At 59.1% G+C, this 12,785-nt stretch carries 10 protein-coding genes and 2 rRNA genes; 1 reads left to right on the top strand and 11 read right to left on the bottom strand.

The genetic code is table 11. The features are described from left to right. Window positions 1–73: 73 nt before the first annotated feature. The 7 genes from rpoZ to KJS47_RS00030 all read right to left on the bottom strand — a co-directional run bounded on the left by rpoZ (window position 74) and on the right by KJS47_RS00030 (window position 7,911). Window positions 74–295 carry a DNA-directed RNA polymerase subunit omega gene (gene rpoZ, locus KJS47_RS00060; protein ID WP_213521705.1) on the bottom strand — a complete coding sequence of 74 codons (222 nt, stop codon included), beginning with the start codon at window positions 293–295 and terminating at the stop codon, window positions 74–76. After that, window positions 295–939: a guanylate kinase gene (gene gmk / locus KJS47_RS00055; protein WP_213521703.1), complete on the bottom strand. Its 645-nt coding sequence runs from the start codon at window positions 937–939 to the stop codon at window positions 295–297. The genes rpoZ and gmk overlap by 1 nt, the downstream gene beginning before the upstream one ends. Further along, window positions 929–1,189 (bottom strand): extracellular matrix/biofilm regulator RemA, encoded by a 261-nt coding sequence (remA, locus tag KJS47_RS00050; RefSeq protein ID WP_213521701.1) that lies wholly within the window; start codon window positions 1,187–1,189, stop codon window positions 929–931. Before remA ends, gmk begins: the two co-directional genes overlap by 11 nt. 91 nt (window positions 1,190–1,280) lie before the next feature. After that, the gene (locus KJS47_RS00045) at window positions 1,281–2,162 is read right to left on the bottom strand and encodes a YicC/YloC family endoribonuclease (protein ID WP_213521699.1); all 882 of its coding nucleotides are present in this window, start codon (window positions 2,160–2,162) and stop codon (window positions 1,281–1,283) included. 26 nt (window positions 2,163–2,188) lie between these two features. Then, a complete protein-coding gene (locus KJS47_RS00040) occupies window positions 2,189–4,078 on the bottom strand; it encodes a bifunctional homocysteine S-methyltransferase/methylenetetrahydrofolate reductase (protein WP_213521697.1) in 1,890 nt (629 codons plus the stop codon). Window positions 4,079–4,152: 74 nt separating this feature from the next. After that, a complete protein-coding gene (dapF, locus tag KJS47_RS00035; RefSeq protein WP_213521695.1) occupies window positions 4,153–5,019 on the bottom strand; it encodes a diaminopimelate epimerase in 867 nt (288 codons plus the stop codon). 120 nt (window positions 5,020–5,139) lie between these two features. Then, a complete protein-coding gene (locus KJS47_RS00030; protein ID WP_213521694.1) occupies window positions 5,140–7,911 on the bottom strand; it encodes a calcium-translocating P-type ATPase, SERCA-type in 2,772 nt (923 codons plus the stop codon). A gap of 225 nt (window positions 7,912–8,136) precedes the next feature. Between KJS47_RS00030 and KJS47_RS00025 the strand changes: the two genes are divergently transcribed. After that, window positions 8,137–9,942 (top strand): Rqc2 family fibronectin-binding protein, encoded by a 1,806-nt coding sequence (locus KJS47_RS00025; RefSeq protein WP_213521693.1) that lies wholly within the window; start codon window positions 8,137–8,139, stop codon window positions 9,940–9,942. A 144-nt stretch (window positions 9,943–10,086) separates the two neighbouring features. On the opposite strand, the gene KJS47_RS00020 is transcribed toward KJS47_RS00025, so the two are convergent. The 4 genes from KJS47_RS00020 to KJS47_RS00005 all read right to left on the bottom strand — a co-directional run. Beyond that, entirely contained in the window at window positions 10,087–11,028 is a 942-nt protein-coding gene (locus tag KJS47_RS00020) for a MerR family transcriptional regulator (protein WP_213521692.1), read from the bottom strand. A gap of 177 nt (window positions 11,029–11,205) precedes the next feature. Next, on the bottom strand, window positions 11,206–11,466 hold the full coding sequence (locus KJS47_RS00015; RefSeq protein WP_213521691.1) for a hypothetical protein: 261 nt from the start codon (window positions 11,464–11,466) through the stop codon (window positions 11,206–11,208). 315 nt (window positions 11,467–11,781) lie between these two features. Beyond that, window positions 11,782–11,898 (bottom strand): 5S ribosomal RNA (rrf, locus tag KJS47_RS00010). A 127-nt stretch (window positions 11,899–12,025) separates the two neighbouring features. Beyond that, a 23S ribosomal RNA gene (locus KJS47_RS00005) occupies window positions 12,026–12,785 on the bottom strand; the annotation flags it as partial.

The raw sequence follows: 12,785 nt of genomic DNA, 5'->3' as shown, positions 1-12,785 counted from the left end.
GCTGCCGGCGCTGTCCGAACAGAAAAAAATAACAACCGCAAGGGTTGTCGGGAAGAAGGTGGCTGAGCGGCCGTTATTCTGTCTCTGTCTCTGTCTTTGGCTGGATCTTCTCGTAGTGGATGTAATCGCCGTACAGCTCTTCCAGCGCGATGCCGACCTGCTTATGGGATTTCGGCTCGGCCAGCATCGATTCGGTCCCCTCGCGGAGCGCTCTTGCCCGCTTCGCGGCCGCTACGACGAGAGAATACTTGCTGTCTACCTTCGTGAGGAGTTTATCAATGGAGGGATATAGCATTATTCACTCACCTCTTCTATCCATTTTTTGATCTTGGGCAGGAACCGGTCCCGCTTGCAGTGCTCGGCGAGCAGAATCGCCTCGATCCGATTGCAGGCCGCCTCGACCTGATCGTTGACGATGGCGTAGTCGTAATGCTCGAGCAGGTTGATTTCATAGAGAGCCGCTTCCATCCGCTGGCGGATCGTCTCGTCGGACTCCGTTCCCCGGTTGACGATCCGGTTCTCGAGCTCGTCGAGAGACGGGGGCAATAGGAAGATGAAGATGCCTTCCGGGAACTGGTCCCTTACCTTCAGCGCGCCCTGCACCTCGATCTCGAGAATGACGTCCTTGCCGCCGTCAAGCGTCTGCTTGACGAATTCTTTGGGGGTGCCGTAGTAATTGCCTACATATTCGGCCCATTCCAGCAGCTCGTCCTGCTCGATCATCGCCAAGAACTGCTCTCTCGTCTTGAAAAAGTAATTCAGTCCGTCCACTTCTCCTTCTCGAGGAGCGCGGGTCGTCGCCGATACCGAGTAGACGAGCTCTCTCGCCCGGCTGCGCAGCGCGGTACAGACCGTGCCTTTGCCGACGCCCGAGGGGCCGGACAGCACGATCAGGATACCTTTGTCCTCTTCGTTGGAGAGCCACTTGTTATTCGACATGATCATCTTCCTTGTTCGATAGCCTATGCGCTACGGTTTCCGGTTGGACGGCGGACAGAATGACATGATCGCTATCCGTAATAATGACCGCCCTGGTGCGACGGCCGTACGTGGCGTCGATCAGCATATGGCGGTCCCTCGCCTCCTGGATGATCCGCTTGATCGGCGCGGATTCCGGACTCACGATCGAAATGATGCGATTGGCGGATACGATGTTTCCGAATCCGATGTTGATTAGTTTGATAGCCATTCTGTTCCTCCTAAAAGGGTTTCATAGGCATTGCTCTAGTTTTGCCGTTTCCGGGGAGCCTCATACTGGGCGAGAGCGGCGGCGGACTCTTTTATTCTACGTTCTGCACCTGTTCTCTCAGCTTTTCGAGCTCGGCTTTCATTTCGACGACCAAACGGGCGATGTCGGAAGAACCAGACTTGGATCCGATCGTGTTCGCTTCGCGGTTCATTTCCTGCAGAAGAAAATCCAGCCTCCGGCCGGCAGGCTCCTTCTCGTCGAGATAGAGGGAAAATTGAGTAAAATGGCTGGTCAGCCTCGTCAACTCTTCGGTTATGTCGCAGCGGTCAGCCAGAATGGCCACCTCTTGGGCGAGGCGCTGCTCGTCAGGCAGTCTCTCGTCTTCCAATAGACGGGAGAGCCGGTTCTCCAGACGGCTGCGATACTCCTCCACCACGGCAGGAGCAAAAGCGAGCAGCTTGCCGTGAAGGCTCTGAACCGTCCCGAGACGGGAGAGCAGCTCCGCATGCAGATGACGGCCCTCCGTCTCCCTCATGCCCGACAGCCTTTCCAGCAGCTCGTCCAGCGCCTGGAGAGCGGCCGCCTCCACGGCGGCCCGGTCCTTGTACGGCTGACGGAGCGTCAGCAGGCCCGGGATCGCGAGAAGCTCGGTCAAGGACGGCTCGCCCCTGACGTTCAACCGCTCGGAAACGGTCCGCGCGGCGTGCAGGTATCCCTCTGCGAGCGCCCAGTTAATCTCGGGCTCGCTCGGGGCCTGCTGCAGCTCGTCCACCGCTAGGGAGAGCTCAACCCGCCCGCGCTTGACCGTCTGCTGCAGGCGGGCCCTGACCTCTCCTTCGAGGTGGCTCCAGTCCTTCGGCAGCCGGATCACCGGGTCCAAATACCGGTGGTTGACGGAGCGGGCCTCCCAGGAAACCGACGTTCCTTCCGTCAGGCGGGATACTTGTCCGAATCCCGTCATGCTCCGAATCATGGTACCATCACATCCAATACCCTATTCTAATGGATTTTGGAACCCGGAACAAGAGGAGCCAGGCGATTCGTCCGCTCTCGCACATACCGGGTCAATTCGGCCGTCATCCCGTAATGGAGCATCGGGGTCATGAAATAGATGCCATGGAATTTGTCCAGCGCGTAATCGAGCAGTTCCTTGCAGATCTCTACGCCGACGCGGCGGCCCTCCTCGCCCTCTAGTCCCGCCATGCGGGCGCGGACCTCGTCCGGGATCCGGATGCCCGGCACCTCATTGTGGAGGAACTCGGCGTTGCGTCCGCTGATGACGGGCATGAAGCCGAGGAAGATCGGAACGGTGATATGCTTGGTAGCCTCGTACAGGCGGTCGATCATGGCCGGGTCATAGACCGGCTGGGTCATAAAATAGTCAGCGCCGGCGGCGATTTTTTTCTCCATCCGCTGGACGGCCTTCTCGATATATTTGACGTTCGGGTCAAACGCGGCCCCGATGACGAAGTTCGCCTTCTGCTTAATCGGCTTGCCGGAGAAGGAGACGCCGTCGTTCAACTGCTTCGCCATCCGAATCAAGTCGAACGACGTCAGATCGTAGACGGAGCTCGCGCCCGGCAGATCGCCGAACTTGGCCGGGTCCCCCGTCAGCAGCAGCACGTGATTGATACCGAGCGCATGCAGCCCCATCAAGTGGGACTGGGTGCCGATGGAGTTGCGGTCCCGGCAGGCGATGTGCAGAAGCGGCGGAACGCCGACCTTGTCTTTGACGAGATACCCGGTCGATACGTTGCTCATGCGCGTCATGGCGAGCGAGTTGTCCGCCATGGTAATGAAATCGGCCCCCGCCTGCTTGAGCGCCTCGGCGCCTTCCATGAACTTGTCCACCGACAGGCTGCGGGGCGGGTCAAGCTCGACGATGACCGTATGCCGCTCTTTCACCAGATCGACGACCGACCGGGTTGCTTCCGCACCGGGCGTCCGCTTGGGCTCGGCTGCGGCAGGACGAATCTCGATTCGCTCCCCCCGACCGTCTGCCGCGTCCGCCTTGGCGCCCGGCCGGTAGCCGGCAAGCGCCTCCGCGATCGCCTGGATATGCTCCGGCGTCGTCCCGCAGCAGCCGCCGACGATGCGGGCACCGAGATCCGCGAACCGGATCGCCGATTGAGCGAAGTATTCCGGTGTCGCGCGATAGGTGTACCGGCCGTCGATAAACCCGGGCAGGCCCGCATTCGGAAAGATCGAGTAAGGGAGACGCTCCGCCGGTCCGAGCTTTTCCAGCGCCCGTAGAATGCCGTTCGGCCCGCTGTGGCAGTTGAAGCCGACGACGTCCGCTCCTGCCTCCTCCAGCCGTATGAATGCCTCGCTCACCGGTACGCCGTCGGTCGTCATGCCGCTGCCTTCCGTCGCAAACTGGCAAATGACCGGCAGGCCGCTCATCGCCCGGACCGTACGCAGCGCGAGCAGCATCTCGTCCAGCTCATAAAAGGTCTCGAGCAGAATGCCGTCCACGCCCTCGCTCAGCACCGCGTCCAGCTGCTCGCGCAGCTCCTGCTCGATGAACGAAGCCTCCAGATGGCGGCGGCGGCTTCCGCGGATCGAACCGACCGCTCCCATGACGTAGGCGTCTGGTCCTGCTGCCTGCTTCGCCAGCGCGGCGCCTGCGCGGTTAATGGCTCCCACTTCGTTCTCCAGTCCGTATTTGGACAGGTTCTCCCGGTTCGCCGAGAAGGTGTTCGTCTCGATTAGACGCGCGCCCGCTTCGTAATAACGGCGGTGCACATCCAGGATGACCTCCGGCTTCACCAGGTTGAATTCTTCATACGAGATGCCGATCGGGAATCCGAGCTGGTATAGGTATGTCCCCATTGCTCCGTCCCCGGTCAGAATGGTGTCCTTCAGAATCTCTCTCAAATCCGGTTTCATGACGCTGCCCCCCTGCTGCTTCCTCAAAAAAAACCTATCGGGCTTGCGGCTAACCGCAAGCCCGGATGCCGGCTTCAGAGGAGACTACCCGTGTAGACCTCCTCCGCCGGACCAGTCATATATACGTGATTGTCTTCTTCGTCCCATTCGATGAACAGGTCCCCGCCCTTGAGCGAGACGACCGCCTGCCGGTCGGTATGGCCGTTCAGCACCGAGGCGACCATCGTCGCGCAGGCTCCGGTTCCACACGCCAGCGTCGGGCCGGCTCCCCGCTCCCATACCCGCATATCGACATGGTCGCGGGAGCGGACGGTCGCGAACTCGACGTTCGTCTTGTTCGGGAAGAGCGGATGCTTCTCCAGCTGCGGTCCCCACTCCGCCAGCGGAAAGCCCGGCGCATTGTCGACGAAGATGACGCAGTGCGGATTGCCCATCGATACCGCAGTGAAGCGAAAGCCGCGTCCGTCCGTCTCGATCGGGAGGTCGACGGCCTGCACGCCATCCACGAGCGCCGGAACGTCCGCCGGCCGAAGCACCGGCTCGCCCATGTCCACGCGGACGGATCGGGCCCTGCCGTTCTCCGCCAGCACCCGGACCTTTTGCACGCCGGCTCCGATCGTCTCAACGGTCAGCTCGCATGCTTCCCCGGTCTGTCCGGAGGTTCCGGCTGTCCGGTCGAGCATGCCGTGATCAAAGATGTATTTGGCCACGCAGCGGATAGCGTTGCCGCACTGCTCGGCCTCCGTCCCGTCGGAGTTGATGATGCGCATCCGATAGTCCGCGCGTTCCGAAGGGAGGATATAGACGAGGCCGTCCGCCCCGATGCCGAAATACCGGTTGCACAGCCGGACCGCCCGTTCGGAGACGTCCGGCGGGAGGTCCCGCTCGCCGGCAATGACGATGAAGTCGTTGCCAAGTCCGTGCATCTTAGTAAAGTTCACTGCCGATCCTCTCCTGCTTCCTGCTGTGCGCTTATTCGACAAAAGCTGTCGGTTAGCCATTATAATAACGTATCTCGCCCGGAAAGGACAGCTTTTTTGTACCGAAAACGCCTTCTTCCTTCACCGCACGGCCGGTCTTGCCTTCAGAGGCTGCTTTTTCTTGTTGGAGGGGTTCTGCATGACGCTGCCGAAGCCCATCAGGAAGGTCGGAATGCCGGCGGCCAGCAGGACGAGCACCCAATCCGCCGTATGGAGCGGCACCGTCTTGAAGATCGGATGCAGCGCCGGCACGTACAGGACTGCGAGCAGGAGAGCGACGGACGAGACGACCGCCCAGACGAGATATTTGTTCTGCAGCGGGTTGCGGTGGAAGATGGAGCGCGAGCTCCGGCAGTCGAACACGTGGATCAGCTGCGCCATGACGAGCGTGGCGAAGGCGACCGTCTGGGCTTTGACGAGGTGCCCCGCATCTCCGGGATTCGTCCGAAGCGTCAGCCAAAAAGCGGCCAGCGTGCAGATTCCGATGAGAACGCCGCGGCTGATGATTTTCCAGCCCAAACGGCGGGCGAAAATATTCTCTTTGGCGGAACGCGGCTTGTGCTGCATCAGATCCTTCTCCGCCTGATCGACGCCGAGCGCCATGGCCGGCAGACCGTCCGTCACGAGGTTTACCCATAGAATCTGGATCGGCACGAGAGGCAGCGGCATGCCGAGCATCATGGCGATGAACATCGTCAGAATCTCACCGACGTTGGAAGCGAGCAGATAGCGGATGAACTTGCGGATATTCTCGTAGATGCCTCTGCCTTCCTCAATGGCTGCGACGATCGTGGCAAAATTATCGTCGCTCAGAATGAGGGCGGAGGCTTCCTTGGAGACATCCGTGCCGTTCATCCCCATCGAGATGCCGATGTCGGCGGCCTTGATCGCGGGAGCGTCGTTGACTCCGTCTCCCGTCATCGCCACGACATGGCCCTGCCGCTGAAGCGCCTTCACGATGCGCAGCTTATGCTCCGGCGATACGCGGGCGTAGACGTAGATAGACTCGATGCTTTTGTCGAGCTGCTCGTCGGACATCGCGGCCAGCTGCTGGCCGTTGACGACCCGCCCGCCTGAAGGCAGCATGCCGAGCTGCTTCGCGATTGCCTCCGCCGTCGTCTGGTGGTCGCCCGTGATCATGACCGTGCGGATTCCCGCTTTTTTGCAATGCTGGATCGCATCGTAGACCTCTCTCCGCGGCGGGTCGATCATGCCCGCCAGTCCGACGAACACGAGATTGGCTTCCGCCTGCTCCTCCGTCTCGCACGTCTCGTGCGTCTTGAGCTCCCGATAGGCGAGCCCGAGGACGCGCAGCGCAGATTTGGCCATGCCTTCGTTAGCCGCCATCACTTTTTGCTTCAACGTAGCGGTGAACGGAATGATTTTGTTTTCCCAGAGCACATAGGAACAGGCGTCCAGCAGCATATCGGGAGCCCCCTTGGCCATCACCCATTGGCCTCCGGAGTGCTTCACTACGACCGACATCCGTTTGCGCTCCGAGTCGAACGGGAACTCCGCCTCCCGCTCCAGACCGCTTTCCGCTCCCGTCACGCCGGCCTTTGTGCTTGCCACGAGCAAAGCCGCCTCCGTCGGATCCCCCTTGGCCGTCCAGCCGGACGCGGGAGCCTCCTTGCCCTTTTTGCTCTTGGCCCCGCCCGCCTCGGGCTCCACCAGCTCCGCATTGTTGCACAGCGCGGCAATCTGGAGCAGCCGGTTCAGCATCGGCTGCCCCGCGGGGGACTGTTTTTTGCCGTCATGCAAAATATCCCCGACCGGATCGTAGCCTTCCCCCGTCACCTCAAGCACGCTGCCGCTCAGCCACAGATGGGTCACCGTCATCTTGTTCTGGGTGAGCGTCCCCGTCTTATCCGAGCAGATGACAGAGGCGCAGCCCAACGTTTCGACTGAGGGCAGCTTGCGCACGATCGCCTTGCGTTTGATCATGCGCTGGACGCCGAGGGCTAGTGCGATCGTCACGATCGCCGGCAGTCCTTCGGGGATCGCCGCCACCGCCAGACTGACCCCTGCCAGGAACATCGCATACGTCGGCTGGCCATGCAGAATGCCGGCCACGACCACCATCACCGTCAGACCGAGCGCCACCAGGATGAGCAGTTTGCCGAGCTGTTCGAGCCGATGCTGGAGCGGCGTCTCCATTTCCTCGGTGTTCTGGATGAGATCCGCGATCTTGCCCATCTCCGTCTCCATCCCGGTTCTCACGACGACACCCCGGGCAGTGCCCCGCGTCAGCATAGTCCCCATGAAGCCGAGATTGCGCTGATCCCCGACCGGCAGCTCGGAGGCGGCCAGCGTCTCGCTCGTCTTGCTTACCGGCAACGATTCTCCCGTGAGCGCCGATTCTTCGACATAGACGCCGTTGGCCTCGATCCAGCGAAGGTCGGCTGGAATCCGGTCGCCGCTTTCGAGCAGCACGATATCGCCCGGCACGAGGTCCTTCGCCGCCACGTGCACCAGCTGTCCGCCGCGGATCACCTTGGCGGTAGGCGCGGAGAGCTCCTTCAGCGCTTTAAGCGACTTCTCCGCACGGAATTCCTGGATGAACCCGAGAATGCCGTTCATCAGAATGATGACGATAATGGTGATCGCGTCCAGATATTCCCCAAGCAGCCCCGATATGAGGGTGGCGCCCATGAGCACCAGCACCATGAAATCCTTGAACTGGTTCAAAAACAAAGCGACCGGCGAAACGGCGACTCCTTCGGTCAGGACGTTCGCCCCTGCCGCTTCCCGTCTTTGGTCCGTTTCTTCCTGCGACAATCCCTTGCTCGCATCCGTCTGCTGCTCCTGTAGGGTCTCCTCCACCGACATCTGGTACCATGTCTTCCGAGCCATCCGAACTCCCCTCCTATTGGTGTGCCAACTTGTACTAGGGTAAATGTATTCAGACAAGCCGCGAAATATCCCTCTCTCGGGGAGTCCGCTTCCCGGCCAAAAACGGTTTGAACCGAATTGGACTTTCAAGTTTGGGGGCAAGTATGGCATCATAGTAGAATGGTTACGGGAGCATAGCCGGACTATTATCTGGTTAGCTTCAGAAGAAGAGGGGAGTGGACGTATATGGCATTAGACGGTTTGGTCATTCACGCGGTTGTCCGCGAACTTCAGGCTTGCGTCGGCGGACGCATCAGCAAGATTCACCAGCCGAACGATACTGATATCGCCCTGCAGATCCGAGCGCAGGGCCATTCTTATAAATTGCTTCTCTCCGCCAACCCGACTTACCCGCGGGTTCATTTGACGGGGGGAGCTTCCTTCAATCCGCTCGAAGCCCCCATGTTCTGCATGCTCCTGCGCAAGCATTGCGAGAACGGCGTTATTGAGGCCATTGAACAGGTCGGCCTGGAGCGCATTATCCGCATCCGGGTCCGGCACCGGGACGAGCTCGGGGACCTCAGCAGCAAGCTTCTCGTCGTCGAGCTGATGGGCCGCCACAGCAACGTGATCCTGGTGGATCCGGCCAATGGCACCATCCTGGACGGGATTCACCACGTCACGCCAGCCATCAGCAGCTACCGGATCGTCCTGCCGGGAGCCGCGTATGTATCCCCGCCCGAGCAGCACAAGGCCGATCCGTTGACCGTTACCCGGGAAGACTTCCTGGCCCGCCTTGACACGGATGGCACCGAACAGTCGGGTGCTGAGGGTGGCGCCGCTTCCCCCGAGCTTCCGTCCCTGCTCGTCCAGCAGTTCGCCGGGATCAGCCCTCTGATCGCGAAAGAAACGGTCTTTCGGACATTCGGCTCCTCCTGGAAAGAGAAGGCCAAGGAATACGATACCGCCCGCAGCTTGCATACTACGCTGTGGGAGCCATTCGCCGCCTTGATGACCCAGGTGCGCGAGCACAGGTATGAGCCGACGATCGTTATCGACCGGGAGAGCGGACGCTGGTCCTTTTCCGTTGTAGCGCTGACCCACCTGCCCGGCGACAGGCTGACGTTCGACACGGTGAGCGAATGCCTCGAGAGCTTCTATGGCGACAAGGCCGAGAGGGATACCGTCAAGCAGCGGACCTCAGACCTGCTGAAGTTTCTCCAGAATGAGAAGGCGAAGAACAGCAAAAAGCTCGAGAAGCTCCAGGAGACGCTGGAAGACGCCAAGGAAGCCGATAGTTACCGGATCAAAGGCGAACTGCTGACGGCTTCGCTGCATCTGTTCAAGCGGGGCGACCGCCAGGTCACGGCCCCCAACTATTACGACGAAGAGCAAGGGACCATGACAATCGAGCTGGATCCCCTGCTCACCCCGTCGGACAATGCGCAAAAATATTTCAAACGGTACACCAAGATCAAGAACAGTGTCTCCGTTGTGCAGGAGCAAATGGAAGCGGCGCGCGAGGAAATCCGCTATCTCGATGCGCTGCTGCAGCAGGTGCAGGGCGCTTCCCTTCAGGATGTGGAGGAGATTCGCGAGGAGCTCGCCGAGCAGGGCTATGTCCGCGACCGGCGCAAAAAGCTGCGCAAAAAGAAAAAGAACGAAAAACCGGTCATCAGCTGCTTTACGTCGAGTGAAGGGATTCCGATCTATGTGGGCAAGAACAATACGCAGAACGAATACTTGACGAACCGGCTCGCCCAAGCGTCGGACACCTGGCTGCATACGAAGGACATTCCGGGCTCCCACGTCGTGATTCGAAGCACCTCGTTCGGGGAGGAGACGCTTCGGGAGGCCGCTATGCTTGCCGCCTACCACAGCCAGGCCAAGGATTCGAGCCAGGTGCCGGTTGATTATACCCTCATCCGCCACGTACGCAAGCCGAACGGGGCCAAGCCGGGCTTCGTTATTTACGACCACCAGAAAACCATCTTCATCACACCCGATCCGCAGGAGATGAAGGCTCTTCTGGCTACGAGAAAATCTTCCTAGAGAAACACGCCGCCGTTTGGCGTAGGACAAGGATTTGGCCCTCTTTCCGGCGCAAGCTTGCTGGTTTACAAACAAAACCACCCCCATTGGAATGGGGGTGGTTTTGTTTGTGCTCGGAAGCGATCGAGGGGCGCCCGTCGCAGCTTATAAGGTCACGCGGCCTGCTCCGCTTTCGCCTGCTGCGAGCCTTCTAATTTTGCCCGGGGCTTCCCGGGCGTTTCCCGCCACGTAGAAGCAAGACCGGGTTCCTTTCACCGGAGCGTCCTCTACGATAACTCTGCCTCCGATCACGATCTTCGTCTGGCTGCCGCTCCAGGCGATGAAGCGGTCAAGCTCCCGATAAAACCCCAGCTTGCCTTCCAGTAGCTCTTGGGAGGAAGAGCTGAACGCGATAACGGGCGGCTCAACCTTCCGGATGCAGTCGAAGATTCCCTTCTCGGACGGACTTGTCCCTAAGTGAAAGACCCGAAATCCCTGCTGCATCGCAAAATGGCCGACCATGAGAATACCGAGCTCGTGCCGCTCCTCCGGCGAACAGGCTGTCACGAGAAGCGGCAAATCGTCGCTCCCGCTATACAACTGCTTCCAGGCCAATATACGATCGCGTATGAAATGGCTGCCGAAATGCTCCTGAAACTCCGAGAGCTCTCCCGCTTCCCAAAGTGCTCCAATCTTCTCCAACACCGGCTGCAAAACCTCTACCAGCACAAAATCCACATGATGAAGTGCCACCAGTTGATCGAACAGCTTGAGCGCTTCCACACTGTCCAATTGAACAAGCGCCTCGCACAGGCGCTCCCGGTATTGCTCTACGCCGATACCACCCGTTCGGGCCCCTGAAACAGAATCGTCGGCAAGCGATAACGGCCGGTCTTTGTATGCTTGCACAGCGAGATGAATAGGCGTTCCTTCATCCGCCTGTTGCTTGAGCCAAATGAGTGTATCCACATCCTGCCGGGTATACGCCCGGTAGCCGTTCGGAAAGCGGCTCGGCTCCACTGCTCCATAGCGCTCCTCCCACTTCCGGATCAGCTGAGTAGATAGCCCGGTGCGGGAGGACACTTCTTTAATGGTATAGAATCTCATGTTGGACAACGCCTTCCCATTGACTTGTCCATTGATTATAAACCATTAACAAACCTTGTACAACGCAAACAAGCGAGGGCTCAACAAGGCAAGTGCCGCTCGCCTGTTTCATACACGCCAACAAGCTCCGCAGCTTAAACGCGAATCTGGAATTTCCCGCGGAAAAATATCCTCTGGCTACTTCTTCTTAGAAGACCCGCCTTTGCTGCCGGAACCATCGCCCGAGTCCTCGTCTTCCTCTTCCTTCTCGTCCTCATCGTCGGGATAATCGACATTCAAAATGACCGTATAATGAAAGGGATCGTGCTTGATGACCTGCACCACTTCCATATATTCCGATTCGAGCTCTCCTTCGGCTTCGTTGACCAAGGCCTCCAGCCCTTCGCTCAACGTAACACCAACTTTTAATTGCAGCTCCGTAAAATATTGCTGAATCACATGGATTCCTCCTGCCCTGGCTTAGTTGCCAGTAGTCTGCTCTCGGCAGAGGGCGTCCATGCAAGGGAAAGAATGGACTGCTTCTGAAACGTCGCTCCCTCTCCAACATGGAGTCGGTTGAGCCTACTCAACTGAGCTTCGTAGAGACCGTCCTTCTTTAGGTCCCCTTGCTCTCTGGACCTGATAACTCTTCCCGTAGGAACGACTTGCGCCTCCCCTTGTCACGCTCCATGCAAGCCATTCAAAGTAAACCCCTGCCGCACGGAAACACAAAAAAGCCTCACTGCATGATGCAGCAAGGCTTTTTGTTCATCTGCTTGGCAACGTCCTACTCTCCCGGAACCCTTCGGTTCAAGTACCATCGGCGCTGGAGGGCTTAACGGTCGTGTTCGAGATGGGTACGCGTGGTTCCCCTCCGCCATTATCACCAAACAGCTATTTCATTCAAGGTTTGTACCTTGAAAACTAGATGCGAAGTTTTGTTCATTCTTTAGTTGGGGCCCCCGGCAAGTATTCGGAATCTGCTTCGACAGCATCTTCTTCACTTTGTGGGGTGTTTTAGGATAAGCCCTCGACCGATTAGTATTCGTCAGCTGCACGCATTGCTGCGCTTCCACCCCGAACCTATCTACCTCGTCGTCTTCAAGGGGTCTTACATACTGGGAAATCTCATCTTGAGGGGGGCTTCACGCTTAGATGCTTTCAGCGCTTATCCCGTCCGTACTTGGCTACCCAGCGGTGCTCCTGGCGGAACAACTGGTACACCAGCGGTACGTCCATCCCGGTCCTCTCGTACTAAGGACAGCTCCTCTCAAATTTCCTGCGCCCGCGACAGATAGGGACCGAACTGTCTCACGACGTTCTGAACCCAGCTCGCGTACCGCTTTAATGGGCGAACAGCCCAACCCTTGGGACCTACTTCAGCCCCAGGATGCGATGAGCCGACATCGAGGTGCCAAACCTCCCCGTCGATGTGGACTCTTGGGGGAGATAAGCCTGTTATCCCCAGGGTAGCTTTTATCCGTTGAGCGATGGCCCTTCCATGCGGTACCACCGGATCACTAAGCCCGACTTTCGTCCCTGCTCGACCTGTCCGTCTCGCAGTCAAGCTCCCTTATGCCTTTGCACTCTTCGAATGATTTCCAACCATTCTGAGGGAACCTTTGGGCGCCTCCGTTACTCTTTAGGAGGCGACCGCCCCAGTCAAACTGCCCGCCTGACACGGTCCCCTGACCGGTTTCACGGTCACGGGTTAGAACCTAGATACGATCAGGGTGGTATCCCAACGGCGCCTCCACACAAGCTGGCGCTCATGCTTC

This window comes from Paenibacillus sp. J31TS4 (assembly GCF_018403265.1).
Lineage (GTDB): Bacteria > Bacillota > Bacilli > Paenibacillales > NBRC-103111 > J31TS4.
The sequence above is the reverse complement of the archived record's forward strand: the minus strand, read 5'-3'. Positions and strand labels throughout refer to the sequence as shown.

Bases quoted from the DNA above. Each gene is read 5' to 3' on its own strand.
- rpoZ (WP_213521705.1), bottom strand. From the start codon at position 295: ATGCTATATCCCTCCATTGATAAACTCCTCACGAAGGTAGACAGCAAG.
- gmk (WP_213521703.1), bottom strand. From the start codon at position 939: ATGTCGAATAACAAGTGGCTCTCCAACGAAGAGGACAAAGGTATCCTG.
- remA (WP_213521701.1), bottom strand. From the start codon at position 1,189: ATGGCTATCAAACTAATCAACATCGGATTCGGAAACATCGTATCCGCC.
- KJS47_RS00045 (WP_213521699.1), bottom strand. From the start codon at position 2,162: ATGATTCGGAGCATGACGGGATTCGGACAAGTATCCCGCCTGACGGAA.
- KJS47_RS00040 (WP_213521697.1), bottom strand. From the start codon at position 4,078: ATGAAACCGGATTTGAGAGAGATTCTGAAGGACACCATTCTGACCGGG.
- KJS47_RS00030 (WP_213521694.1), bottom strand. From the start codon at position 7,911: ATGGCTCGGAAGACATGGTACCAGATGTCGGTGGAGGAGACCCTACAG.
- KJS47_RS00025 (WP_213521693.1), top strand. From the start codon at position 8,137: ATGGCATTAGACGGTTTGGTCATTCACGCGGTTGTCCGCGAACTTCAG.
- KJS47_RS00020 (WP_213521692.1), bottom strand. From the start codon at position 11,028: ATGAGATTCTATACCATTAAAGAAGTGTCCTCCCGCACCGGGCTATCT.